Annotated in this window: 25 protein-coding genes; 19 read left to right on the top strand and 6 right to left on the bottom strand. The window is 66.6% G+C overall.

The window, feature by feature from the left end:
* Positions 1-71 precede the first annotated feature (71 nt).
* Complete coding sequence (locus tag HMF7854_RS01570; RefSeq protein ID WP_126717500.1) at positions 72-824, top strand: alpha/beta hydrolase; 753 nt, start codon at positions 72-74, stop codon at positions 822-824.
* Complete coding sequence (locus tag HMF7854_RS01565) at positions 821-1549, top strand: hypothetical protein (protein ID WP_126717499.1); 729 nt, start codon at positions 821-823, stop codon at positions 1547-1549. The genes HMF7854_RS01570 and HMF7854_RS01565 overlap by 4 nt, the downstream gene beginning before the upstream one ends.
* On the opposite strand, the gene HMF7854_RS01560 is transcribed toward HMF7854_RS01565, so the two are convergent.
* On the bottom strand, positions 1534-2166 hold the full coding sequence (locus tag HMF7854_RS01560) for an SIMPL domain-containing protein (RefSeq protein ID WP_239016789.1): 633 nt from the start codon (positions 2164-2166) through the stop codon (positions 1534-1536). The genes HMF7854_RS01565 and HMF7854_RS01560 overlap by 16 nt on opposite strands.
* Positions 2167-2385: 219 nt before the next feature.
* Here HMF7854_RS01560 and HMF7854_RS01555 point away from each other — a divergent pair, with 219 nt between their 5' ends.
* From HMF7854_RS01555 to HMF7854_RS01545, 3 genes are read left to right on the top strand one after another with little or no spacing between them, the layout of a single operon-like run.
* The gene (locus tag HMF7854_RS01555) at positions 2386-2802 is read left to right on the top strand and encodes a VOC family protein (RefSeq protein ID WP_126719997.1); all 417 of its coding nucleotides are present in this window, start codon (positions 2386-2388) and stop codon (positions 2800-2802) included.
* Entirely contained in the window at positions 2802-3536 is a 735-nt protein-coding gene (gene gloB / locus HMF7854_RS01550) for a hydroxyacylglutathione hydrolase (RefSeq protein WP_126717497.1), read from the top strand. Before HMF7854_RS01555 ends, gloB begins: the two co-directional genes overlap by 1 nt.
* Positions 3537-3578: 42 nt before the next feature.
* A complete protein-coding gene (locus HMF7854_RS01545; protein ID WP_126717496.1) occupies positions 3579-3995 on the top strand; it encodes a hypothetical protein in 417 nt (138 codons plus the stop codon).
* Here the strand turns inward: HMF7854_RS01545 and HMF7854_RS01540 are convergent.
* From HMF7854_RS01540 to HMF7854_RS01530, 3 genes are read right to left on the bottom strand one after another with little or no spacing between them, the layout of a single operon-like run.
* The gene (locus HMF7854_RS01540; RefSeq protein WP_126717495.1) at positions 3992-5749 is read right to left on the bottom strand and encodes an AMP-dependent synthetase/ligase; all 1758 of its coding nucleotides are present in this window, start codon (positions 5747-5749) and stop codon (positions 3992-3994) included. The genes HMF7854_RS01545 and HMF7854_RS01540 overlap by 4 nt on opposite strands.
* Positions 5750-5763: 14 nt before the next feature.
* Positions 5764-7473, bottom strand: coding sequence for a gamma-glutamyltransferase (gene ggt, locus HMF7854_RS01535; protein WP_126717494.1), 1710 nt, complete (start codon positions 7471-7473; stop codon positions 5764-5766).
* 10 nt (positions 7474-7483) lie between these two features.
* Complete coding sequence (locus tag HMF7854_RS01530) at positions 7484-8527, bottom strand: quinone-dependent dihydroorotate dehydrogenase (protein WP_126717493.1); 1044 nt, start codon at positions 8525-8527, stop codon at positions 7484-7486.
* A 157-nt stretch (positions 8528-8684) separates the two neighbouring features.
* Between HMF7854_RS01530 and HMF7854_RS01525 the strand changes: the two genes are divergently transcribed.
* Genes HMF7854_RS01525 through HMF7854_RS15625 form a run of 9 tightly spaced genes read left to right on the top strand, consistent with a single transcriptional unit; the run spans position 8685 to position 14675 of the window.
* A complete protein-coding gene (locus HMF7854_RS01525) occupies positions 8685-9095 on the top strand; it encodes an SUF system Fe-S cluster assembly regulator (RefSeq protein WP_126719996.1) in 411 nt (136 codons plus the stop codon).
* Positions 9096-10577 carry a Fe-S cluster assembly protein SufB gene (gene sufB, locus HMF7854_RS01520; protein WP_221766399.1) on the top strand — a complete coding sequence of 494 codons (1482 nt, stop codon included), beginning with the start codon at positions 9096-9098 and terminating at the stop codon, positions 10575-10577.
* Positions 10574-10963: a hypothetical protein gene (locus HMF7854_RS01515; RefSeq protein ID WP_126717492.1), complete on the top strand. Its 390-nt coding sequence runs from the start codon at positions 10574-10576 to the stop codon at positions 10961-10963. The genes sufB and HMF7854_RS01515 overlap by 4 nt, the downstream gene beginning before the upstream one ends.
* 1 nt (position 10964) lies before the next feature.
* Complete coding sequence (sufC, locus tag HMF7854_RS01510; RefSeq protein WP_126717491.1) at positions 10965-11708, top strand: Fe-S cluster assembly ATPase SufC; 744 nt, start codon at positions 10965-10967, stop codon at positions 11706-11708.
* Positions 11705-12451 carry a SufD family Fe-S cluster assembly protein gene (locus tag HMF7854_RS01505; protein ID WP_126717490.1) on the top strand — a complete coding sequence of 249 codons (747 nt, stop codon included), beginning with the start codon at positions 11705-11707 and terminating at the stop codon, positions 12449-12451. The genes sufC and HMF7854_RS01505 overlap by 4 nt, the downstream gene beginning before the upstream one ends.
* Positions 12448-13644, top strand: a complete 1197-nt coding sequence (locus HMF7854_RS01500; protein ID WP_126717489.1) for an aminotransferase class V-fold PLP-dependent enzyme — start codon at positions 12448-12450, stop codon at positions 13642-13644. The genes HMF7854_RS01505 and HMF7854_RS01500 overlap by 4 nt, the downstream gene beginning before the upstream one ends.
* A complete protein-coding gene (locus HMF7854_RS01495; RefSeq protein ID WP_126717488.1) occupies positions 13637-14098 on the top strand; it encodes an SUF system Fe-S cluster assembly protein in 462 nt (153 codons plus the stop codon). The genes HMF7854_RS01500 and HMF7854_RS01495 overlap by 8 nt, the downstream gene beginning before the upstream one ends.
* Positions 14098-14460: a HesB/IscA family protein gene (locus tag HMF7854_RS01490; RefSeq protein WP_126717487.1), complete on the top strand. Its 363-nt coding sequence runs from the start codon at positions 14098-14100 to the stop codon at positions 14458-14460. Before HMF7854_RS01495 ends, HMF7854_RS01490 begins: the two co-directional genes overlap by 1 nt.
* Before the next feature lie 41 nt (positions 14461-14501).
* Positions 14502-14675 (top strand): hypothetical protein, encoded by a 174-nt coding sequence (locus HMF7854_RS15625; RefSeq protein WP_185829115.1) that lies wholly within the window; start codon positions 14502-14504, stop codon positions 14673-14675.
* Between the two features lie 35 nt (positions 14676-14710).
* Here HMF7854_RS15625 and HMF7854_RS01485 read toward each other — a convergent pair whose 3' ends face one another.
* The gene (locus HMF7854_RS01485; protein WP_126717486.1) at positions 14711-17056 is read right to left on the bottom strand and encodes a S8 family peptidase; all 2346 of its coding nucleotides are present in this window, start codon (positions 17054-17056) and stop codon (positions 14711-14713) included.
* A 116-nt stretch (positions 17057-17172) separates the two neighbouring features.
* Between HMF7854_RS01485 and HMF7854_RS01480 the strand changes: the two genes are divergently transcribed.
* Positions 17173-17844 (top strand): pyrimidine 5'-nucleotidase, encoded by a 672-nt coding sequence (locus HMF7854_RS01480; RefSeq protein WP_126717485.1) that lies wholly within the window; start codon positions 17173-17175, stop codon positions 17842-17844.
* Positions 17841-18662: a 2,3,4,5-tetrahydropyridine-2,6-dicarboxylate N-succinyltransferase gene (gene dapD / locus HMF7854_RS01475; protein ID WP_126717484.1), complete on the top strand. Its 822-nt coding sequence runs from the start codon at positions 17841-17843 to the stop codon at positions 18660-18662. Before HMF7854_RS01480 ends, dapD begins: the two co-directional genes overlap by 4 nt.
* A 332-nt stretch (positions 18663-18994) precedes the next feature.
* Here the strand turns inward: dapD and HMF7854_RS01470 are convergent, their stop codons facing one another.
* On the bottom strand, positions 18995-19540 hold the full coding sequence (locus tag HMF7854_RS01470) for a TlpA family protein disulfide reductase (protein ID WP_126717483.1): 546 nt from the start codon (positions 19538-19540) through the stop codon (positions 18995-18997).
* Positions 19541-19614: 74 nt separating this feature from the next.
* Here HMF7854_RS01470 and HMF7854_RS01465 point away from each other — a divergent pair, with 74 nt between their 5' ends.
* The 3 genes from HMF7854_RS01465 to infC all read left to right on the top strand — a co-directional run bounded on the left by HMF7854_RS01465 (position 19615) and on the right by infC (position 21454).
* Positions 19615-19932: a hypothetical protein gene (locus HMF7854_RS01465; protein WP_338056324.1), complete on the top strand. Its 318-nt coding sequence runs from the start codon at positions 19615-19617 to the stop codon at positions 19930-19932.
* Positions 19929-20789: a UTP--glucose-1-phosphate uridylyltransferase gene (locus HMF7854_RS01460; RefSeq protein ID WP_126717482.1), complete on the top strand. Its 861-nt coding sequence runs from the start codon at positions 19929-19931 to the stop codon at positions 20787-20789. Before HMF7854_RS01465 ends, HMF7854_RS01460 begins: the two co-directional genes overlap by 4 nt.
* A gap of 131 nt (positions 20790-20920) precedes the next feature.
* On the top strand, positions 20921-21454 hold the full coding sequence (gene infC, locus HMF7854_RS01455) for a translation initiation factor IF-3 (RefSeq protein WP_126717481.1): 534 nt from the start codon (positions 20921-20923) through the stop codon (positions 21452-21454).
* Positions 21455-21488: the final 34 nt, after the last annotated feature.

Here is a 21488-nt window from a genome sequence, read left to right as displayed (position 1 = left end):
ACTGTCTCGAAGCGAAATAGTTGGTCGCCGTTCTCTGGCCGGGTTGGTGCGGATGAGGCAGGGGCTACTTGATGAACGCTCCCCACCAGCCGCCGATCACGGCCCTCGGTCCGCTCGCGGTCCGCCACCGCTTGCCGGCAACAACCGAGGCGCCGACCCTTGTCTTCCTGCCGGGCTATGCGTCCGACATGGAAGGCGGAAAGGCGGTTGCGATCGACGGCTGGTGCGGCGAGCAGGGGATTGGCTGCCTGCGCTTCGATTATCGCGGGACGGGCTCTTCTGCCGGGCAGTTCGAGGACGGCACGCTCGAGGGCTGGCTGCAGGACGCGGCAGATGTGTCAGCGCTGGCGGAAGGCGGCCCGCTGATCCTCGCCGGATCGTCGATGGGCGGGTGGATCGCCCTTCACCTGGCACTGCGACTTGGCGACCAATTCCGCGGCCTGCTCGGCATTGCGGCCGCACCGGATTTCACCGACTGGGGCTACACTGCGGACGAAAAGGCTGCGCTCGCGGAAATCGGCCGACTCGAGCGGCCAAATCCCTACGGTCCCGAGCCGGGACGAACCTTCCTCCCCTTCTGGCAGTCGGGCGAGCGCCTGAAGCTGCTCGACGGCGAGATCGCGATCGATCGGCCGGTGCGGCTTGTGCACGGTGATCGGGACAAGGAGGTGCCCTTCTCTGTCGCGGTACAGCTGAAGGACCAGCTTCGTTCAGCCGATGTCCAGCTCCATCTCGTCAAGGGCGGCGGACATCGCCTGTCGGAATCGCGCGAGATCCGCGCCATCCTCCGCGCTCTGGCTGATCTTGTGGAGCTCGCCCGATGATCCTTCTCCTGCTCGCCGCTGTTGCCGCGCCCGCGCTCGCCAGCCGCTGCCCCGCAGGCGCTAGCGCCGATGCGGCGGTATGCCGTGCGCTCGAGGCCAACGCTGCCGGCCGGCCGGCCGACGCTGCCTTCCAGTTCGAGGCAGCTGCCGCGGCGGGCAAGCCCGGCGATCCCGCAACGGCCCGCGCGCTGGCCGCCGCCGGCAATCTGTGGATCGCCGCGGGCCAGCCGGGCAAGGCCGCCCTCGACCTCGACCGGGCGCTCGCCGGGACCGGGCTGCAGGCCGAACAGCGCGGCGAGGCCCTGCTCGACCGAGCTCGCGCAGCCGAGGCGCAGAACGACCTCAAGACGGCCCGTGCCAAGGTCAGCGAGGCGACGGCGACGATCAGCGGCGACGCCTTCCTGTGGTACTTCAGCACGGCGCTGGCGATCCGCGAGGGCGACGTGCCGGCCGCCAAGCTGGCCATCGGCCGCGCGCTGACGCTCGCACCAAACGATCCCACCGTGTTGTTCGAAGCGGGGCACGTTTCCAGCATGGCCGGCGAGGAAGCGACAGCGCGCAACTTCTGGACCCGTGCCGCGGCCGGCGACCCGACCGGAGCCACGGGCAAGGCCGCGCGCGAGGCACTTGCGATGAGCGAAGTCCCGCTCAGCGTCCGTCGTCCCGTGACGGCGCCGGCACCCCAACGGGCACCGGCGCGGCCAGCGGCTCAGCCGAGATCGTAGTCGATGGTGGTGACGACCCGCACCTTCTGAAAGGGCGAACTCCCCCCTGACGAGCCGCAGTTGTCGCAATCCTCGCCGTCGCGCGCACCGACCGAAAAATAGCCCTGACTCGCGGTCTTGATCTTGCCGACAGCGGCGCCGCTATCGTGCGCGAACTGCTCGGCACTCTTGCGCGCGTTTTGGTTCGCCTCGGCGATCATTTCCGGCTTCAGGCCGTTGAGCCCGGTGAATGTGTAACTGATGTTGCTTCCGGACAGCTCGACGTTGGCGCGAAGAAGGTCCGCCTGGCGGGTGTAAGCATCGCGGGCGCGCAAGACGTCGCGCGTTCTCAGCTGAATCGAGCGGCTGACCACCAGCTTCTGCGGCCCGACCGGATGACCGTCATTGTCCTTCGGCTGCTCGCGGCTGAATGACACGTCGGTATCGGCCACCTCGTCGGGCTGGAAGCCCGCGCGCTGGAAGAACAGGCGCACTGCGCGCGCCTGCTCGTCGACCGACTGCTGGACCGAGCTCAGATCGCTGCCCTCGTGCGAGAAGCCGACCGACCAGGTGGCGAGATTGGCGGTCACGTTGCGTTCTGACACGCCGCGGACCGTCACCGTCCGGTGCTCGGTCATCTTGGATCGGCGCAGCCCGTCGCCAAGCGCATAGCCGCTGGTGGTGAGACCAAGAGCAAAAATCGCAACTGCGCCGAGTAGGACGGCGCGGCCCTGAGCAAGCTGGATCATCGCATTTCATCCTGCGTTCGTCGTATGATTGCTCGCCCCCGTGCGGTATTGCCGGTTGGCGTGAGCGACGAACGGTGCATTTATAACGATGAACGGAGTGTCGACGAAGTGAAATTTCTACACAGCATGCTTCGGGTTGCTGATCCGGAGCGCACTGTTGCGTTTTTTCAACGCCTCGGTCTCGAGGAGCGTCGGAGGATCGACAATGAGGCGGGGCGTTTCACCCTGATCTTCCTCGGCGTTCCGGGGGATCAGGGTGGCGAGGTCGAACTCACCCACAACTGGGATCCGGAGGAATATCGCGGCGGCCGCAACTTCGGGCACCTCGCCTATGAGGTAGACGACATCTACGAGAGCTGCCGGCGGTTGATGGAAGCCGGCGTGACGATCAATCGACCGCCTCGGGATGGCCGCATGGCATTCGTCCGATCCCCCGACAACATTTCCGTCGAACTGCTCCAGAAGGGAGGCGCCATGATTCCGGCCGAGCCCTGGTCGTCGATGCCCAACACCGGCGAATGGTGATGCGTGCGGCCGAGGTCGTCGCCTTGCCGGCGTTCAGCGACAATTATATCTGGCTGCTGCGCGACCCCGAGACGGGTGAAGCGGCGGTGATCGATCCCGGCGACGGGGCGGTGGCGCTCGCGGGCCTCAAAGCGCGGGGATGGCAGGCCAAGCAGATTTTCAACACTCACTGGCATCCCGATCATGTCGGCGGCAACGCCGAGGTGAAGGCGGCGACCGGCTGCACGATTACCGCTCCGGCGGCGGAGGCAGCGCGGATCCCGGCGGTCGATCGCACCGTTGCCGAGGGAGATCGAGTGCAGGTGGGCGCGCTTGATGGCGAGGTGTGGGAGGTGCCCGGACATACGCTCGGGCACATTGCCTACGTCTTTCGCGAGGCAGGAATCGCCTTTGTCGGAGACACGTTGTTCGCGATGGGCTGCGGGCGCCTGTTCGAGGGGACACCCGAGCAGATGTATGCCTCGCTTCAGCGGCTCGCGGCACTCCCGGGCGAGACGCGTGTCTATGCCGCGCACGAATATACGCTTTCGAATGCGCGCTTTGCGACTCATGTGATGCCCGAAATGACGGCGATCACCGACCGGCTCACGCGGGTCGAGGCGGATCGCGCCGCCGGCAAGATTACCTTGCCGACCACCATCGCAGAGGAACGCGACAGCAACCCCTTCGTTCGCGCTGGCAATGCCGCGGAGTTCGGGAGGCTTCGAGCAGCGAAGGACAGCTATCGTTCATGAACAGCCGTTCATGATCGGGTTCATCAGACTCGGAGAGACGCCATGCGTGCCGCCGCTATTCCCCTCCTGCTCCTGACCGGCCTCGCCGCCTGCAGCGCCTACCCCGCCGACCCGCCGACCCGCAGCGCCCGCGCTCAGGCCCAGATCGCCCGCGAACTCGCCGGCCGCGTTCCCGGCAAGCCGGTGAGCTGTCTGTCGAACTGGCGTTCCAACGACATGGTGACGGTCGACGATCGCACGCTGCTGTTTCGCAACGGCCGGACCACCTACGTCAACCACTTGCGCGGGAGCTGCACCAACCTCGGTTTCGGCGGCTATGCCCTGTTGACGAAGCAGTTCGGCGGGCTCGGCCTGTGCGACGGCGATGTCGCTCGGGTGATCGACACGGCGAGCGGCTTCACGGTGGGCAGCTGCGCCATTGGCGAGTTCGTGCCCTACACCCGGGTCGCCAACCGCTAGGACTTCGCTCCGCCGCCGCCGTAAAGCGCGTCGAGCCGCTCGCCATAGGTGGCCCGGATCATGTGACGCCGGATCTTGAGGCTGGGCGTCAGCATCTCGTTGTCGGTGGTGAACGGCGCGTCGGCGATAATGAAGCGGCGTACCTTCTCGATCACGCTGAGTTCGGCATTGACCCGGTCGACCGCCTTGGCGAGCCGCTGCTGAAGATCCGGCGCATCGGCATATTCGGCTTCGGGGACAAGCAAGGCGACCAGGTGCGGACGGCGGTCGCCGTACACCATCGCCTGGGCGATCTCCGGCTGCAGCGTCAGCATGCCCTCGACCCGCTGCGGCGAGACATTGTCGCCCTTGTCGTTGACGATCAGGTCCTTTTTGCGGTCCGTGATCTTGATCCGGCCATGGTCGTCGAAATGGCCGACGTCGCCGGTGGCGAGCCAGCCGTCCTGAAGCACCCGGGCAGTTTCCTCCGGGTTGTTCCAGTAGCCGTGCATCACGTTCTCGCCACGAACCATGATCTCGCCGTCGCCAGCGATCCTGACCTCGGTATTGAGCAGCGGTGGCCCGACCGTATCGAGGCGGATGCCGACGCTCGGCCGGTTGCAGCTGATCACCGGTCCCGCCTCGGTCTGGCCATAGCCCTGAAGGAAGGTTAGGCCCAATGACGAGAAGAAAATCCCCACCTCGGGGTTGAGCGGCGCACCGCCGGACACCATCGCCTTGATCCGGCCGCCGAATTTCGCCTGAACCCGCTTCCGCACAGTCTGCGAGAGGATGAGATCCATCGGAAGGTCCCACACGGGGACATGGCCGTCGTAGCGCTTCTGCCCGATCGCCAACGCGCGTTTCAGCATGTGCTGGGTCAGCGCGCCGCCCTTTTCCATCTGCTTGAGGATGCGCTGCCGCAGCATCTCGAAGAGTCGGGGTACGACGACCATGATGGTCGGGCGGACCTCCTCGATGTTCGCGGCGAGCTTTTCGAGGCTCTCGGCATAGTAGATCTGCGCGCCGAGGCTGACCGGGAAATGCTGTCCGCCGCTATGCTCATAGGCGTGGCTGGCGGGAAGGAAGGAGAGGAACACCTCCTCGTCCCAGCCGAAGTCGTTAGCGATCACATCGACGCAGGCCGCGCAATTGTGGAGGATCATGCCATGGTGCTGGCGCACCCCGCGCGGCGCACCGCCGGTACCGCTGGTGTAGATGAGGCAGGCAAGATCTTCGCGACGGAAAGCCGCGGCTTGGGTGCGTATGGTCTGAACGTCGCCGTCCCGGGTCAGCTCGTGCCAGCGGTGGAACTCGGCTTCGCTCTGCGCCCGGCGGATCTCGTCGATGCTGATGACATGGTGGCAGTCGGGCGCAAGGATCACAGCCGGGACGAGCTGCTGCGCGAGCTTCTGGCTGGAGACAATCACTGCCTTCGCGCCCGAGTTGGCCAGTATATGGCTATGATCGCGGACCGTGTTGGTGATGTAGGTCGGGACGGTGACGCAGCCTGCGGCCATGATGCCGAGGTCGGCGATCAGCCACTCCGGGCGGTTTTCGCTGACCAGCATGACTCGGTCGCCGGGCTGAAGCCCGATCCGCCGGAGCCCGGCGGCCAACGCGGCGACTTGGCGCGCCGCATCGGCGTAGCTGACGTGCTGCCACGCCCCGTCCCGCTTGGCCGAGAGAAAGGGCTTGTCGCCCTTCTCTGCCGCACGAGTGAAGAACATTGAAACGAGACTGTTGAACGGCTCCAGCGCCTGGCGTCTTGCCATCGCCTCTCCCCCTCTCATTCGCTGATCGCGACCCCTTCGCTGCGCGGATCGGCGGCCCCCACCAGCCGACCGTTGACCCACTCGATCGCATTGGCCTTGAAGCTCGGATCGCGAACCTGGACCTTGTGCCCGAGCGCCTCCAGTTGCGGCACCATGGCTTCCATGCTGCTCCCACGCTCGACAAACACGGTGTCGCCGGGACTGAATAGCACCGGCAGGGCGATCGCCTGTTGGGCCGACAGACGCCAGTCAATCACCCCGATAATCGCTTTCAGAACCTGCGCCGGGATGGTCGCCCCACCCGCCGCGCCGACCGCAAGGCGAGGACGCCCGTCCGCCGCATAGACGATCGTCGGCGCCATGGAGCTGCGTGGCCGCTTGCCGCCCTCGACCCGGTTGGCGACTGGCGTGCCGTTCATTTGGGGCACCAGGCTGAAGTCGGTCAGCTCGTTGTTGAGATAGTAGCCGTTGACCATCAGGCCCGAGCCGAACGGGCTTTCAATCGTCGAGGTGATGGTAGCGATGTTGCCGGCGCGGTCGACTGCAACGAAGTGCGAGGTGCCATGTTCGACCGGCTGGAGCGGGCGGTCCGCGGCAACTGGCGCTCCGTGCGGGTTGCCAGCGGCGACGCTGGTCATGGTCCGGTCCGGAGCAATCAGTTGCGCGCGCTGCGACAGGTAGCCCGCGTCGATCAGCCCGGCGACCGGCACATGGACATAGTCGCTATCGGCTAGATATTTGTCGCGATCGGCGTAGGCGAGACGCATCGACTCGGCGATCAGATGCCAGCTGGTGACGTTGTCCGGGCCGAGCCGCGACAGATCGAACCGCTCCAACATCTTCAGAGTCGCGAAAACGGTCGTCGCTCCGCTGGATGGCGGGCCCATCCCGCATATCCGGTAAGTGCGGTAAGTGCCGCAGACAGGTATGCGCTCCTTTGCATCGTAGGTGGCGAGGTCGCCTGCAGCCATCGGCGCCGGGTTGCGCGGCGCGGTGGTGACCGCGGCGACGATCCGCCCCGCATTGTCGCCATGGTAGAAGGCCTCGGGTCCGCGCGCGGCAACCGATTTGAGGAAGGCGGCGAGCGCGGGATTGCGGATCAGCGTTCCGACCGGTTTCGGGCTGCCGTCGGGCTGGTAGTAGAGCGCGCGGGCCTCGGCGCTCAGCGCGCCCGTCTCGCGGTAGGTGCCGAGCGATTGGAACAGCCGGGGCGTAATGTGGAAACCATCGCGGGCGAGCCTGATCGCGGGCTGGAATAGCGCGGCCCAAGCGAGCCGGCCGTGGTCGCGGTGAACCAGCGCCATCTGCCGCATGTTGCCGGGCACGCCGACGCTGCGGCCACCGGGGATTGCTTGGGGGACGGTGAGCGGCTGTTCGTTGACGAAGAACCAGTCGCCACTCGCGGCATGCGGCGCCGCCTCGCGGCTATCGTAGCTCTGGACATGGCCGCGCCCGTCGTCAGTGACCATGAAGCTGCCGCCACCGATTCCGCTCGACTGCGGCTCGACCACCGTTAGCGCCACCATCGTCGCCAATGCTGCGTCGGCGGCAGTGCCGCCCTGGCGCAGCATCTCGACTCCGGCTGCGGCAGCCCGCGGGTCGGCGGCGCTGATCATCCCGCTCTCGAGACCGACCGGGCTGGCGGCTGGGGGCGGAAGGACGGTGGTGGTCGCGCAGCCGGTCAGCGACAGGACGGCGAACGCTAGGAAAAGGCGGGAACGCATAGGCGAGGGGCTACTCGCTTGCCACCGCCTCGGCAATGTTCGCCAGCCCGGCCTGGTCGAGCCTGCGCTCGAGGTCGGCAAGAATCCGGCGGGCGAGGCCGGGTCCTTCATACACCAGCGCGCTATAAAGCTGAACGAGGTCGGCACCGGCGCGGATCCGCTCCCAAGCGTCGTCCGCCGAGGCGATCCCGCCGACTCCTATCAGCGGCAGCTGTCCTCCGGTCTCCGCCCGGAATCGCCGAAGCGCGTCGAGTGCAAGGCTGCGCAGCGGAGCGCCCGACAAGCCGCCGCTCTCTAACGCGTGGCGGGAGCGGAGCGGAGGGCGGCTGACTGTCGTGTTGCTGACGATTAGCCCGTCGATCCCTTGATCGAGCGCGGCGCGGACGATCTGGCGCGGCTCCTGTTCGCCAAGGTCGGGCGCGACCTTCAGGAAGATGGGTGGGCCATCTGCCGCTCGCGCTCCGCGAACGGCGGCCAGCAAGTCGCGCACCGCGCCTTCGTCCTGCAACTGGCGAAGACCGGGCGTGTTGGGCGAACTGATGTTGACGGTGAGATAGTCGGCAACGGAGCTCATCTCGCGCACTCCGGCCGAATAGTCGGCGATCCGGTCGATGCTGTCCTTGTTGGCACCGATGTTGACGCCGACGATCCTGCTTCCGCGCCGACGCGCCTTCAACCTCTGCAGCGCATCTATTTGGCCGCGGTTGTTGAAGCCGAAGCGGTTGATCACCGCCCGATCCTCGACCAGCCGGAACAGGCGCGGCTTGCCATTACCCGCCTGCGGCTTCGGCGTGAGCGTACCGACCTCCACGAACCCGAAACCGAGGTTCAGCATCGGCCCGAACACCTCCGCGTCCTTGTCGAAGCCGGCGGCAAGACCGATCGGGTTCAGAAAGTCGAGACCTGCGACCCGGGTACCCAGTCGCGGCGTAGAGGCGGGTTCAGGCGTCAACCCCGTTCCGCTGCGAAGCTTGAGTGCCGCGATGGTTGCCCGGTGCGCCTGTTCGGCGTCGAGCCGGAAAACAAAGGGGCGAAGAAGAGGGTAAAGGGCCATGCGCATCCCTCTACCGCCATGCTGAACTTGTTTCAGCACCCATCCGCAAGCCGATGTTCACGTGACGGAACAGCTCCTGAAGCAAGTTCAGCATCACCACTTCCCTTGTGTTTGCCGCGCCAAGTCCCTAATTCCTACCAGAGCCATCCGAATAGCCATGCGCCTGACCCATCTCGCCGATTATGCGGTCGTGATCCTGACCGCCGCCGCCCGCCGTCCTGCGGGCGAGCGTCTCAGTGCGACCGAGCTCGCCGGCGAGACCGGCGTTCCGCTGCCTACCGCGCAGAAGGTGATGGGCAGACTTGCCGCGGCGGGCCTCCTGTCAAGCGTTCGCGGCGCGGCCGGTGGCTTCGCCCTTTCCCGTCCCGGCGCCGAGATCAGCCTTGCTGATATTGTCGAAGCCGTCGAAGGCCCGATCGCCATGACACAGTGCTGCGGCTCAGATGAGGCCAGCGACTGCGCGCTTGACACGCACTGCCGGGTCAAGCCGCACATGACCATCGTCAGCAGCGCCGTTCGCGGCGCACTCGGCGCGGTCTCCCTCCAGTCCCTCGCGAGCGAAGCCTAAGTGACCGACGACGCCAGCATCCGTAATCGTGAAGTCCATGAAGCCGCCGAGAAGCTGGCCACCTACGAGTGGGGCTTCACCAGCGACATCGAGTCCGAGCGTGCCCCGAAGGGTCTCAGCGAGGAGACGGTCCGCTACATCTCGGCCAAGAAGGGCGAGCCCGAGTGGCTGCTCGAGTGGCGGCTTAAGGCCTATCGCGCTTGGCTGGAGATGGAGGAGGTCGACTGGGCCAAGCTCGACATCCCAGCGATCGACTATCAGGACGCCTATTACTACGCTGAGCCCAAGAAGAAGCCGACCTTGGCTTCCCTCGACGAATTAGACCCTGAAATTCGCCGCACCTACGAGAAGCTCGGCATTCCGATTGAGGAGCAGAAGGTGCTCGCCGGGGTCGAGGGTGCGCGCAAGGTTGCGGTCGACGCGGTGTTCGACAGCGTCTCGGTCGCGACCACATTTCGCGACGAACTCGACAGGGCGGGAGTGATCTTCCGCTCGATCAGCGAGGCGGTGAAGGAATTCCCCGACCTCGTCCGACGCTATCTCGGGAGCGTCGTGCCGCAGCGTGACAACTACTTCGCCTGCCTCAACAGCGCGGTCTTTTCCGACGGCACCTTCGTCTACATTCCCGAGGGCGTCCGCTGCCCGATGGAGCTGTCGACCTACTTCCGCATCAACGCCGAGAATACCGGCCAGTTCGAGCGGACGTTGATCGTCGCCGACAAGGGCAGCTACGTCTCCTACCTCGAAGGCTGCACCGCGCCGATGCGCGACGAGAACCAGCTGCACGCCGCGGTGGTCGAGATCTTCGCCCACGAAGATGCGGAGGTGAAATATTCGACTGTCCAGAACTGGTACCCGGGAGATGCCGAGGGGAGGGGCGGCATCTTCAATTTTGTCACCAAGCGCGCCTTATGCTCGGGTGACCGCTCGAAGGTGAGCTGGACGCAAGTCGAGACCGGTAGCGCGATCACCTGGAAATATCCCAGCTGCATTCTCAAGGGTGAGGGCAGCGTCGGCGAGTTCTACTCGGTGGCGCTGACCAACAACCGCCAGCAGGCCGACACGGGCACCAAGATGGTGCACATCGGCGCCAACACGCGCTCGACCATCGTGTCCAAGGGGATAAGCGCTGGCCGTTCCGACAACACCTATCGTGGGCTGGTGCGGGTACTTCCAAACGCCGAGAACGTCCGCAACTTCACCCAATGCGACAGCCTTCTGCTCGGCAACCGCTGCGGGGCCCACACCGTTCCCTATATCGAGGTGAAGAACCCGACCGCGCAGATCGAGCATGAGGCGACCACCTCGAAGATCAGCGAGGACCAGCTTTTTTACGCTCAGGCGCGCGGGCTCGACCCGGAAGCAGCGGTAGCGCTGATCGTCAACGGCTTTGCCCGCCAGGTGCTGAAGCAGCTGCCGATGGAGTTCGCGGTCGAGGCGCAGAAGCTGCTCGGTATCAGTCTGGAAGGAAGCGTCGGGTGATTCCTCTGTTGCTGTACGTCGCGGTTTCGTCGGAGATGGACTCGCTGCAGGCGAACGTCGGCCAGTGCGACCGCCGTGCGGTCAACCCTGCCTTCATGGGCGAGGCCGGGCGGCGGAGCCGCTTCCTGCTCGATGCGTATCGCGACCAGGAGACGATCGTCGCCGAGCGCCTCGTCCTGGCCGATCGCCGGCGCGCGCAGCGCGAGGGAGTGGCGGTGAGCGTCGATGAGGATCGCAAGCTCAAGCTGCAGGAGGCCGCGCTCGACGATCGTCAGAAGGCGCTCAACGATCGCCGGATGCTCGAGGGGTATCGCGAGAACACGATGGACAGCCTGCGCCAGTTCTACCTGATCAACTGCCCGGTGGGCGAGGACAAGAAGAAGTAAGATGCTCGAGATTCGCGACCTTCACGCGACCGTCGCCGGCAAGCCGATCCTCGACGGGCTGACCCTGTCGATTCCGGCCGGCGAGGTGCACGCGATCATGGGGCCGAACGGTGCTGGCAAGTCGACGCTCGCTTATGTGCTGGGCGGCCGCCCGGACTACGAGGTGACGGGCGGGTCGGTGCTGTTCGACGGCGTCGAATTGCTCGAGCGGGAGCCGCACGAGCGCGCAGCGGCGGGGTTGTTTCTGGGGTTCCAGTACCCGGTCGAGATCCCGGGCGTCTCTTACCTTCAATTTTTGCGCGAGAGCCTCAATGCCCAGCGACGCGCGCGGGGCGAGGCCGAGCTGTCCGGCGCCGAGTTCATCCGGCTAGCGCGCGCTCAGGCCGGCGAGCTTGGGATGGACGCGGAGATGCTCAAGCGGCCGGTCAACGTCGGCTTCTCCGGCGGCGAGAAGAAGCGCGCCGAGATGGTCCAGATGGGGATCATGGATCCTAGGTTCGCCATCCTCGATGAGACCGACTCCGGGCTCGACATCGACGCGCTCCGGGCCGTAGGCGCGGGCATCAACCGGATCATGCGGGCGCCGGACAAGGGCGTGCTACTGATCACCCATTATCAGCGGCTGCTCGACTATGTGCGACCGGACCGCGTCCACGTCCTGCGTGCTGGCCGGATCGAGCGCTCGGGCGGCGCCGAACTCGCGCTCGAACTGGAGCGTGAAGGCTATGTCGAGGCGGCCGCATGACGGCGCTCCCGACCCGCAAGCTCGAGGCCTATCGCTACGCCGACACCGATGCGCTCGCCTCGATCTGGTCGTCGCTGCCCGAGCCCGAACTGATCCGGGTCGCGGCGAACGAAACTCTGCAGCAAGTCTGGCTTCCGTCCGGGGATGCAGTGGAAGTGCGACGCGCCCGGGTCGAGCTCGCGGCAGGCTCGGAGGCCGAGCTGTTCGCCCTTAACACCGCGCGCACCTATGGCCGGGTCGAGCTGGAAGTGTTCCTTGGCGAAGGCAGCCGCTTCCACTTCGACGCCGCCAATCTCGGCGTTGGTACGGCAACGTTGGAGGTCGTGACCAACGTCCGCCATCTCGAACCCGGCGCGGTGTCGCGGCAGGTGGTCCGCTCCGTGCTCGGCGGCAAGGCGACCGGCTCCTACCTCGGCAAGGTCCATGTCGCCCGCAGCGCGCAGCAAACCGACGGGGAGCAGTCGGTCAAGGCCATGCTCTTGGATCGCGGCGCAACCGCCAACTGCAAGCCCGAGCTCGAGATTTACGCAGACGATGTGAAATGCGCCCATGGCGCGAGCGTCGGCGAACTCGACCCCGACCAGCTTTTCTACGCTTTGTCGCGTGGGCTGCCGCCGGCCGAGGCCAAGGCGCTGCTCCTCGAAGGGTTCGTGCTCGGCCTGTGGGACGAAGTCGCCGACGAGATGACCCGCGAGGCGCTCTGCGTTCACAGCCGCGCCATGCTCCGCGAGGTGGCACGATGAGCGTTGAGACCCGCATCCGTGCCGATCTCGACGTCCGCGACCAATTCCCGGCGCTGGGCGACTGGCACTATCTCGATTCCGCCGCCACTGCACAGAAACCACAAGCGGTGCTTGACGCGATCGAGCTTGCCTATGGGCGCGACTATGCGACCGTCCACCGCGGAGTCTACCAGCGCTCGTCGGACATGACGCTGGCGTTCGAAGACGCTCGGTTTGCGCTCGCCCGCTACATCGGCGCGTCGGCAAACGAGATCGTCTTCACCCGAGGCGCGACCGAGGCGATCAACTTGGTCGCGCGGCAGCTGCCGAAGGAAGGCCGCGGGCGGGTGCTCGTCTCGGCGCTCGAGCATCACTCGAACATCGTCCCGTGGCAGCTCGCCGGCTACCAGCTCGACGTCGTCCCGCTAACCACCGACGGCCGGATCGACCTCGACGCCGCCGAGGGAATGGTCAGCGAGGAGCATCGGGTCGTGGCGTTCGCCCATGTCTCCAACGTGCTCGGCTCGATCCTCGATGCAAGACGGGCGGCGGATATCGCGCATTCAAAGGACGCATTGCTGCTGCTCGACGGCTGCCAGTCGGCCCCGCGCCTGACGGTGGAGGTCGCGGAGATCGGCTGCGATTTCTACGCCTGCTCCGGCCACAAGCTCTACGGCCCGACCGGGATCGGCGCGCTGTTCGGCCGACACGAGCTGCTGCAGTCGATGCCGCCTTGGCAGGGCGGCGGGGCGATGATCGACCGAGTGAGCTTTGAGAGCTCGACCTTCCTCGACGCACCCGCACGGTTCGAGGCAGGAACCCCGCACATCGTCGGCGCGATCGGGCTCCATGCCGCAATTGACTGGGTCGAGGGTATCGGTCGCGCTGCGATCCACAATCATGAAACATCGCTTGTCGCCGCGACCCGCGAGGCACTGCGCCGGACCAACTCGATTAGGCTGCTCGGACCCGAGGACAGCGCGGGGATTGTCAGTTTCGAGGTCGAAGGCGTCCATCCGCACGACGTCGGGACCATCCTCGACGACGCCGGCGTGGCGATCCGCGCCGGGCACCATTGCGCCCAGCCGCTGATGGACGTGCTCGGCGTTCCCGCCACCTGCCGCGCCAGCTTCGCGGCTCATTCGACCCTCAACGACGTTGATGCGCTCGTCGACGGCCTCAACCGAGTGCAACGGATTTTTGGCAATGGGTGAAGAGAAGAAGATCGAGTTTGAAGAGGTGGAGAGCGTCGCCACTCCGCCGCGTGCGCGGCTGGAGACGCCGGCCGAGACCTTCGAGCGCAAGCGCGACTACCTCGCCGGCTTCCTGGCCGAGCCGAAGGACGAGCCTGCGCACGGACCCGGCGGTGACCTCCAGGCGGCGATCGTCGACGTATTGAAGACGATCTACGATCCCGAGATTCCGGTCGACATCTACGAGCTCGGCCTGATCTACAACGTCAGCGTTGACGAGGAGGGTGATGCGGTGGTCACGATGACGCTGACTACCCCGCATTGCCCGGTCGCCGAATCTATGCCGGGTGAGGTGGAAATGCGGGTGCTGTCGGTGCCGGGGATCCGCGACGCCGAGGTCAAGCTGGTGTGGGATCCGCCGTGGGATCCTTCGAAGATGAGCGACGAGGCAAGGCTTGAACTGGGGATGCTGTGATGAACGCACCGACCCGCGCCCGTGCGCCGCGACCGGCCGCCATCACGCTCACGCCCGCCGCCGAGCAGCGGATCGCCGATCTCATGGGGAAGGCTCCCGCGGATGCGATCGGGGTCAAGCTGTCGACCCCGCGCCGGGGCTGTTCGGGGCTCGCCTACTCGGTCGACTATGTTACCGACGAGCAGGCATTCGACGAGAAGATCGTCACGCCGGGCGGCACCTTCTACGTCGACGGAGCTTCGGTTCTGTACCTGATCGGCTCGGTGATGGACTGGCGCGAGGACGATTTCACCGCCGGCTTCGTGTTCGACAATCCCAACGCCAAGGGCAGCTGCGGCTGCGGCGAGAGCTTCACCGTCTGAGCGGAAGAGCGTAGACCGGCGTCTTCCTTAGGAGAGTCGCCATGCTTGTCCTGCTGTTCGCAGCCGCTGCCGTTACTACTCCGCTCGACGTCGATCCCCGCTGCGCTCCGCTGATTGCGCGGGAAGCCAAGCAGGTCGGAGCGCCGCTCCTCCACCAGCTCGACCGGCTGCCGCCGGCGGAGGGCTACAGGGCCGTCTACCATTGGTGCCGGTGAAGGTCGGCTTCGACCAGCACCGGCAGCGCTAGCAGCTAGAAGCCGACGCTGAACCGCGCTGCCGCGCCGAGATCGGGTCCGAGCGTTGCGAAATGACCTGGGTTCCGGCGCGCGAACAGATTGGCACCAATCCAGCCGGTCCGCCAAAGACCGCGACCATAGCTCAGCTCCGCATCGATCTCGCGCCCGGCGGGCGTGAGCGAATAAGTGGTGAGCGTTTGGGTCGCCGTCCCGGTCGCATAGTCATAAGAAGTCGGCAGGAACATGGAGATACCGCCGCTCTCAATCCGTAGCGGCTGGGCGATCCGCAGGCCGAGCCGGTCGCGGGCGGTGAACAGCCGCACCTTGGCTAGGTCCAAACTGTAGGCGCCGGTGCGGAACCGGCCGCCGGCGAAGCTCGTCCAGCCGCGCCGGGCGAGCAGGCTAGCGCTGAAGCCGCGTCCGAAATCATGTTCGGCCTGAAGGTCGAGGAACAGGCTGTCCGAACCGCCGCCGCCGAATGCCGCCCCGAGCTGGCCGCCGAGCAGCGTGTCCCGCTCGGCGAGGCGACCGACGCTGGCCGACAGCCAGTTGCGGCCGACCTGGCGGTCGAGACCGACGCTGGTCCAGTTGTAGGGCCGCGGCGTGGTGTTGGTCTGGATGCGCTGCCAGACTTCGCCCTTCTCGCCGGCAACGGTGAGGTTGGCGAAGCCCAGGCCATGGCGGAAGGCGAGGCTTGCGCCATGGCGCGCCGTGAAGCCGGGATCGCCGGCGATGTCGCGGGCGACGAGAAAGGCGCCGGCGCCGTGTCCGCTGAGTTGCCGCTCGAGCGCCTTGGCGCCTTCCGAAAAGCCCATCGCTACTGCAGTCCTGGGATCGATCTGCGCGACCATCGATCCAGCGACCAGCCGGGCGCGGCGCGCGTCCTCTGGCCCGATCCCCATCTTTTCCAGCGCGAAGCCGTGCTCTCCGTGAAGGCCGCGGTGGTCCGTGACGGTCATCGCCACCGAGATCGGGCCGGCGGACGCGGCGGAAATGCGGGCGAAGCCAGACAGAGCCTGTTCGAGCGGCTGGTCGAGCCTCGCGGTCCGCAGCGTGGACATGAGGTCCATTGCGTAGGCCCGGGAATAGCCGTCGAGGATGACGACGCCGAGCGCCTTGCCGCTCTGCGCGGGATTACCCGCCGCCGCCGGCAGGTCGCCGGTGCCGCTCGTCGTCGAGACCGTCACGGTGGTTCCGGCGAGACTCGTCGAGCCCTGCGGCTTGAAAGCGTTGGTGAGATCGAGGCGCCCCTGGCCGAACACCGGATCGACTCCCGGCGCGCCGAGGTCGTCGGCGGTCTGGAACAGCAGCTTGATCACCTGCGACGCGGTGAGATTGGGAAAGGCCTGCATCAGCAGCGCCGCAGCGCCGGCGATGGTCGGGGCGGAAAAGCTGGTGCCGGTCCAAAGGGTCGCCGTGCCGTTCTCATCCACCGTTCGGTCGCGGAAGCCGCGCGCCGCGAGATAGTTGGCAGCGCCGTTGCCGGCCTTGTTCGAGAAGGAGGAGAGGACGTCGAGGGTGACCGCCGTCTGGCTCGAGTCGGTCCAGTCGCCGACCGAGCCGGCGATGATGACGTTGTTCGGGAACTGCGACGCGGGCAGGCCGGCGAACGGATCGGGGTTGTCGCCCTTCGATGTCTCGCCATCGTTGCCGGCGGAGATGACGATCAGCATCCCGGCGCTCACCGCCCGCTGCATCGCCACCAGCAGGATCGAGCTGGGTGAACTGCCGCCCAGCGACAGGTTGACGATGCGCGCTCCGGCCTGCCGCGCCGCGTCGATGCCGGCGGCGATGTTGTTGTCGTTGAACTTGCAGCCGCCGTCGTCGCCGGTCGTGGTGCAACTTCCGGGCGTGTCGGCACGGGCCATGAAGACGGTCGAGTCGAACGCGATGCCTTCCGAGCCCACGCCGTTGCGATTGGCGGCGATGATCCCCGACACCGCCGTGCCGTGACCACCCTCGTCGCCCATCCCGCGAGTGCCGGCGATGTCGCGGCTATTGGGATCGATGCGTCCGGTGAACTCGGCCAGCGAGGAGTTCACGCCGCTGTCGACGACGCCGACCTTGATTCCACTGCCGGTCGCGCCGGCGTTGTAGGCGGTCAGCGCATTGGCGGCGACCGCAGCGTTGGAGACCTGATATTCCTGCGTGTTGTAGTTGGTCGTGGTTGGCGTCGGAGTGGGGGTGGGTGTCGGAGTCGGAGTGGGCGTCGGAGTCGGAGTGGGGGTAGGCGTCGGCGTCGGGGTCGGCGTTGCCGGCGGAATCGGGATCGGGCTCACGCCGCCACCGCCTCCGCCGCCGCAGGCCGACAGGCCGAGAACCAGCGCGCACGCGCTCGAGCCCAGGAACCGTCTCATCATCACCCCACCCCTTCCACTACGCAAACAGCTGTCCCACAACGATAAAACTGCATCCATATGGTTAACGAAAGCTTTCGATTTGCTGAAGCCGTCTTTGCGTCTACGGCCGGCGGCCAATGGACCCCCGTTTCGCCCATATCCGCGACTGGATCTTCGATCTCGACAACACGCTCTACCCGGCGAGCACGCGGCTGTTCGACCTCATCGACGAGCGGATGAGCGCCTATGTCCAGCGACTCCTGGACTGCGCGCCCGAGCAGGCACGCTCGGTTCAGAAGCAGTATTTCCGCGAGCATGGCACCACACTGGCAGGTCTCATCCGCCATCATGACGTCGACCCGCACCACTTTCTCGACGACGTCCACGACATTGCGCTCGACCGGGTCGCTCATGACGAGCGGCTGGCCAGAGCACTCGAGGCGCTGCCCGGGCGCCGCTTCGTCTTCACCAACGGCAACCAGAGCTATGCCGAGCGCGTGCTCCGGGCGATCGGCATCGGCGACCATTTCCATGGGCTGGTCGACATTCACGCCTGCAGCTACCTCCCCAAGCCCGACGCGCATGGCTACCGATTGCTGGTCGAGCGCTTCGGGATCGAGCCGGACGCGGCAGTATTGGTCGAGGACATGGCCCGCAATCTTGAGCCCGCCAAGGCGATGGGCATGACTACCGTGTGGGTGAACAACGGTTCGGAACATGGCGACCATCTCGCCGGCGGCGGGTTCATCGACCATGAGATCAGCGACGTGGGCGACTGGCTCGCGTCCATCCTGGGGGAAGAGGAATGACCGACCTGCAAGCCACGATTGAGGCCGCGTGGGAAACGCGCGACACGGTGGGGGTCGAAACCCGCGGGGACGTTCGCGCGGCGGTCGACCAAGCGCTCGCCCTGCTTGATTCCGGCGCGGCGCGGGTCGCCGAGCCGGGCGCGGACGGCTGGACCGTCAACCAGTGGCTCAAGAAGGCGGTGCTGCTGTCGTTCCGACTCAACCCGATGGAGGCGATCGCCGGTGGTCCGGGCGGCGCCCACTGGTGGGACAAGGTGCCGTCCAAGTTCGCCGGATGGGGCGACGCGGAGTTCAAGGCGGCCGCCTTCCGCGCGGTACCCGGCGCGATCGTCCGTCGCGGCGCCTTCATCGCGCCCGGCGCGGTGCTGATGCCGAGCTTCGTCAATCTCGGCGCGCACGTCGGTGAGGGGACGATGGTCGACACCTGGGCGACCGTGGGCAGCTGCGCGCAGATCGGCCGCAACGTGCATATCAGCGGCGGCGCCGGGATCGGCGGCGTGCTCGAGCCGCTCCAGGCCGGCCCGGTGATCATCGAGGACGATTGCTTCGTCGGCGCTCGCTCGGAAGTGGCCGAGGGCGTGGTCGTGGAACGCGGCTCGGTCCTGTCGATGGGCGTGTTCCTCGGCGCCTCGACCAAGATCGTCGACCGGGCGAGCGGCGAGGTAATGTACGGCCGCGTGCCGGCCTATTCGGTCGTGGTGCCGGGCAGCCTTCCCGGCAAGGACGGCGGCCCGAGCCTCGCCTGCGCGGTGATCGTCAAGAGGGTCGACGAGCGGACCCGGTCCAAGACGAGCATCAACGAGCTGCTTCGCGACTGAGCGGAGGCTCATTGCGGGTGAGGCAAGACGCTCTATTCGCGGTAAAAGAGCCGCGAAAGCACGCGAAAGGTTCCAAAGGTCACACTGCCGGACGATGGTTTCGCAAGACCGACCGGCGATGAGAAAGAGCCTGCGGACGCCGCCAACCGGTCAGCGAAGCAGGCGCAATCCTATTGTTCAGGCGGGTAAATTGGGCTCGCGCCGGGGCGCGTCTGGGACGCCGACCACGCGTCAGGATCAGCTTTCGCAAACCATCTCGGCTGGTCACTGAGCTCCGAACCGGGCTTGGGAAAGGTTCGAACCGCCGAGCAGAACCAGTCCTCTGGCGCTTCCTACTTCGCCTCGGCGAGCAGCGCCTTGGCAGCGGAGCTCTTCCAGTCGTTCTCGCCGGTGTAGCGCCAAACTTCGCGGCCCGTCGAATCATAGAGGATGGTGGTCGGCAGGACCTCCACCTTGAGCTCACCCATCAGCCGGTTCTCGCTGTCCTGATAGGCCTCGAGCTTGCCGATGTGGTTGCGGGCGAGGAAGTCGGCGACGACCGGCTGCGGTTCCATGTCCTGGCTGACCGCGACCACGCTTGGCGCCCCCGGCTCTCGCGCCAGCGCGTCGAGGGTCGGCAACTCCTTGATGCACGGCGCGCACCAGGTCGCCCAGAGGTTGACCAGCACCGGCTTGCCGCCCAGCTCGCTCATCGACATGTCCTCCCCGTCGGGATCCTTGATGACGAGGTCCGGCAGCGCGGCGCCGGCGTGGCTGCGGTCCAGCTTGGCGCCGGTACGCGGGGCCGATGCAGCCGGCGCATTGTCCTGGCGGTTGGCCGGGGAGGACTGCTGACACGCCGAGGCGAGCAGGGCGAGGAGCAGGACGAAGCGACGCATGCGGCTGAAATAGAAAGCGCGATGCGCAGCGGCAAGCTGGCGCGCGCGCGGTAAAGCGTTTAGCAGGGCCGCGGATGAAGCGTCTCCTCCCCGCTGCTGCCCTGATTGCGCTCGCCGGCTGTGGCCGGGTCAATGATCTCCAGCCGGCGCCGGGCCATGCGCTTCCGGTCCGGCCCAAGTTCGCCACCGTCACTCCGACGCCGACCGACCTGCTGACCGCGCCGCCGTATGCGCGGCCGCACCGCGTCGACGAGCTGGAAGGCGTGGGCGAGCGTCGCCGCGCCGACCGCTTCGACCTTCCGCCGCCGGACGGGGGCGCCGCTCCCCAACCGCAGACCGCCACCCAGGTGCAGCCCAGCACCGACGATCCCGGACCCGTGACCCCCCGATGAGCATCAAACCCGTACGCAAGGCCGTTTTCCCTGTCGCCGGCCTCGGCACCCGCCTGCTCCCCGCGACCAAGACGATGCCGAAGGAGATGCTGACAGTCATCGACCGGCCGCTCATCCAATATGCGGTGGACGAGGCGCGCGAGGCCGGGATCGAGCAGCTGATCTTCGTCACCGGGCGCGGCAAGTCGAGCCTGGTCGACTATTTCGATCGCGCCTTCGAGCTCGAGGCGACGATGACCGGCAAGGGTAAGAGCCTCGCGCCGCTGCAGCCCTCGATGGTCCCCTACGGCGACCTCATCACCGTTCGCCAGCAGCAGCCGCTGGGACTCGGCCACGCAGTCTGGTGCGCGCGCCACGTGGTCGGTGACGAGCCCTTCGCAGTGCTGCTGCCGGACGACCTGATGATGCCCGGCGCGCTCAAGCAGATGGTCGAGGCCTACAACCGGGTCGGCGGCAACGTGCTCGCCGCCGAGGAAGTCGCCGCCGACAAGACCGCGAGCTACGGGATCGTCACCCCGGGCGCGAACGACGGCGCGCTGACCGAGGTACGCGGGTTGGTCGAGAAGCCGCAGCCGGAGGTCGCGCCATCGCGGCTGGGCGTGATCGGCCGCTACATCCTCCAGCCGGAGGTGATGGATGAGCTCAACACGCAGGAGCCGGGCGCCGGCGGCGAGATCCAGCTGACCGACGCGATGGCCAAGCTGATCGGCCGCCAACCGTTCCACGCGGTCCAGGTCGACAGCGTCCGCCACGACTGCGGTGACCGCACCGGCTATGTGCTGGCGACCCTCGCGCTGGCGATGGAGCGCGAGGATCTGGCCCCCGCCGTGCGCGATTTCCTGGCGGCGCGCGACTGACGCCACGCCGCCACAGCGCGGCGCAAAAGCGACGGGAATGAGCCCGGCGCCTCTTTTCAAGAGGGCGTTGAGTCCTTAGCTCGCAGCGACAGAAGTCCATTCTCAACGGAGACCCAGCCATACGTCCGCCTCTGACCCGCCGCCCGATGTCCCCGCCGCCGATGACCGGCCCGCGTTTCAATGAGTTCATCCAGTCGCCCAAGGTTCGGGTGATTGACGAGAACGGCGAGAATTTGGGTGTGATGTATACCCGCGAGGCGATCGAGCAGGCGGCCAGCGTTGGCCTGGACCTGGTCGAGATCTCCCCCAACGCCGATCCGCCCGTTGCCAAGTTCCTCGACATCGGCCGCTTCAAATATGAGGCGCAGAAGAAGGCGAACGAGCAGCGCAAGAAGCAGAAGACGCAGGAGATCAAGGAGATCAAGCTGCGTCCGAACATCGACGACCACGACTATCAGACCAAGATGAAGAAGGTCGTCGAGTTCCTCGGCGAGGGCGACAAGGTGAAGATCACCATGCGCTTCCGCGGCCGCGAGATGGCGCATGGCCAGCTCGGCATGGCCGTTCTGGAGCGCGTTGCCGACGAAACCGCGGAGCTGGCCAAGATTGAGGCCCGGCCACGGATGGAAGGTCGTCAGATGCTGATGGTGCTCGCGCCGAAGTAAGCGCGCTTGCCGTAGCGGCAATGACGCAGCTGCG

Origin of the sequence: Sphingomonas ginkgonis (genome assembly GCF_003970925.1) — a bacterium.
Taxonomy (GTDB): domain Bacteria; phylum Pseudomonadota; class Alphaproteobacteria; order Sphingomonadales; family Sphingomonadaceae; genus Sphingomicrobium; species Sphingomicrobium ginkgonis.
Note: the sequence above shows the minus strand (reverse complement) of the source record. Positions and strands in the feature narration are given on the sequence as shown.